General features: G+C 47.8%; 3 protein-coding genes. 2 read left to right on the top strand and 1 reads right to left on the bottom strand.

Annotated features, from left to right (window positions below):
* Positions 1 to 126: 126 nt before the first annotated feature.
* Both P5674_RS13425 and argJ read left to right on the top strand, forming a co-directional pair.
* Positions 127 to 321: a hypothetical protein gene (locus P5674_RS13425; protein ID WP_006616163.1), complete on the top strand. Its 195-nt coding sequence runs from the start codon at positions 127 to 129 to the stop codon at positions 319 to 321.
* Positions 322 to 515: 194 nt separating this feature from the next.
* Positions 516 to 1,757: a bifunctional ornithine acetyltransferase/N-acetylglutamate synthase gene (argJ, locus tag P5674_RS13420; protein WP_006616164.1), complete on the top strand. Its 1,242-nt coding sequence runs from the start codon at positions 516 to 518 to the stop codon at positions 1,755 to 1,757.
* Between the two features lie 107 nt (positions 1,758 to 1,864).
* On the opposite strand, the gene P5674_RS13415 is transcribed toward argJ, so the two are convergent.
* Positions 1,865 to 2,545 (bottom strand): Uma2 family endonuclease, encoded by a 681-nt coding sequence (locus P5674_RS13415; RefSeq protein WP_315670038.1) that lies wholly within the window; start codon positions 2,543 to 2,545, stop codon positions 1,865 to 1,867.
* Positions 2,546 to 2,565 lie beyond the last annotated feature (20 nt).

Below are 2,565 nucleotides of genomic sequence, written 5' to 3'. Positions count from 1 at the left end.
CTAACTCCAATTCAAGTATGAGTTACGATCGCAGTTCCTCATCAATGAGTTAAAGGACTGCAACCCTTTTTAAATTCCTCATTTCAATCTGACTTAATAAATATCAATTAGCGGGAGACCAAAACCATGTGTACTCAAGATGAAGCCAGGGCGCTAATGATGCGTCATCATCATAACATCAAGAACCGTCAGCAATCTATGCTCAACCGTTCGGCGCAGGAAGTAGGTATCGATGTTGGGGATTATTATAGCACGATTCAAGGCAAACCCCATTCCGACTCACGGGATAACTACGATCGCTCCCCAGCTTCGATGAGTTAAAATTTCAACACCACGAAAAATTGAAAAATCTTTGTCCCCACCCCCACCTAGCCGTCTTCAGGTGGGGGATAGTTAATTATCCATGAATTTGTTTGTGCAAATCCCCACTGTGGCAATCCAGCTGGGTGGGGATTTTCAATTAAAACTTGGTATAATGCCTTCTGCTCAAGAGTAGATGCTAGAAGGCGAAACCTATGTCAGAGTGGCAAAAGATTGATGGTGGCATCACCGCACCCAAGGGATATAAAGCCAGTGGAATCACCGCCGGGCTCAAACCTTCTGGAGCGCCAGACTTAGCGTTGATTATATCATATGTAGAGGCGATCGCAGCGGGGGTATTTACGACATCCCAAGTGCGCGCCGCCTGTGTAGATTATTGTCGGCAAAAGTTAGAAGCGAAACCCAGTGCGCGGGCGATTTTATGTAATTCCGGTCAAGCCAACGCCGGGACAGGACAGCAGGGGTGGGAAGATGCCCAAGATAGTGCGAAAGCCTTGGCGGCGGCGTTAAATATTGATCCAGATTCGATTTTACTAGCTTCCACCGGAGTCATCGGTAAACGGATTAAAATGGAGGAACTCATAGCAGCCATTCCCCAATTAGTGTCTGAGGTTTCCGAAAACGGGGGGACAGCGGCAGCCGGGGCAATTATGACGACGGATTTGGTGATGAAATCCATTGCTTTAGAAACTCAATTTGGCGATCGCCCGGTGCGGATTGGTGGCATTGCCAAAGGTTCGGGGATGATTCATCCTAATATGGCAACAATGCTGGCTTTTGTCACCTGTGATGCTGCGGTTTCTCCTCCTCTGTGGCAAGAAATGCTGACTAGGGCTGCCAATCGTAGTTTTAATCAAATTACAGTTGATGGGGATACTAGCACCAACGACACGCTGATTGCTTTAGCTAATGGTCAGTCCCGCACTCCGGCAATTACTGGACCCGGACCTGATGCTGATAAATTAGAAGCGATGCTGACAGCGGTTTGTGAACATTTAGCTAAGGCGATCGCCAGAGACGGAGAAGGGGCCACCTGTTTAATTGAAGTGCAGGTAACTGGCGCACCCACAGAAGCAGCAGCGGCTATGGTTGCTAAAACTATTGTTGGGTCTTCTTTATTAAAGGCAGCGATTTTCGGTTGTGACCCTAATTGGGGAAGAATTGCCGCCGCCGCCGGACGGGCTGGGGTTCGTTTTGACCAGGATAAGTTAGAGATTTCCTTGGGTGAGTTTCAACTGATGAAAAATGGTCAGCCTTTAGCTTTTGATGAAGCCGCAGCCAGTAATTATTTAAAACGGGCGAAAACTGCCGCTTATCTTGAGGAAGACACGGTGTTAATCAAGGTTAAAATTGGTGATGAGCCAGGAAGTAGTAAGGCTTGGGGATGCGACCTTAGCTATGATTATGTAAAAATCAATGCAGAATACACTACTTAATTGGTCAGGATCTGAGAAACCCGGTTTCTTTTCATCCCCCTGACTCAGAAACCCGGTTTATCTGAGGAACCGGGTTTATTGTCCCGACAAATATCAAGTATTCGCGATCAGAGGGTTTCTGGATCGATACCCATTTCCCGCAGTTTAGCAAAGGCGCGATCGCGTTCTTGTTGTGCCTCATGGCGTTCTTGCTGTGCGCGATCGCGTTCATCAAACAAATCTCCCGGTTCTTTGAACAATTCCCCATTAGGATGATAGACAGCTAAACCATCATCAAACAGTTCAAAGCGAATGTTCAACAGTGGAGAAGTCCAGGGCAATTGTAGGGGGGTAATTAACACCAAGCTATCTTCGGGGGTAGCCCGTTGAAAACCCCAAAAATCATGGGATTGGGGATTATAAAAATACATCTCCAGCACGCCATACTGTTGATAAAATTGTTGTTTGGCGGCCATTTCGCTCATGGTGTTACTGGGGGAGAGGATTTCAAACACCACTTGTGGCGGGATGTTTTCTTCTTCCCACTGTTTATAACTACCGCGATCGCCATCACGACGACCCAAGACCACCATAGCATCCGGTGCTTGTCGGGGGGCGGGGGGGCGTTCCACCTGGACGGGATACCAGAGTAAATCCCCCGCCACAAAAGCCACTTGTGACTTGAGGAGTTGTTTAAGGTTGCTGACTAGGCGCACAATCCAGCGATATTGGAGGGTATTTTCCGCCATGGGTTTACCATCAGAGTCGGGGTAGAGGATATCAGCGGGGATAGGAGTTTGAACCATCATTCAGTACCCGGATGAATCAA

It is taken from the genome of Limnospira sp. PMC 289.06, assembly GCF_032350395.1.
In the GTDB taxonomy this organism is placed as follows: Bacteria; Cyanobacteriota; Cyanobacteriia; order Cyanobacteriales; family Microcoleaceae; genus Limnospira; species Limnospira platensis.
This window is presented reverse-complemented; position numbering and strand designations above follow the sequence as displayed.

Bases quoted from the DNA above. Each gene is read 5' to 3' on its own strand.
- P5674_RS13425 (WP_006616163.1), top strand. From the start codon at position 127: ATGTGTACTCAAGATGAAGCCAGGGCGCTAATGATGCGTCATCATCAT.
- argJ (WP_006616164.1), top strand. From the start codon at position 516: ATGTCAGAGTGGCAAAAGATTGATGGTGGCATCACCGCACCCAAGGGA.
- P5674_RS13415 (WP_315670038.1), bottom strand. From the start codon at position 2,545: ATGATGGTTCAAACTCCTATCCCCGCTGATATCCTCTACCCCGACTCT.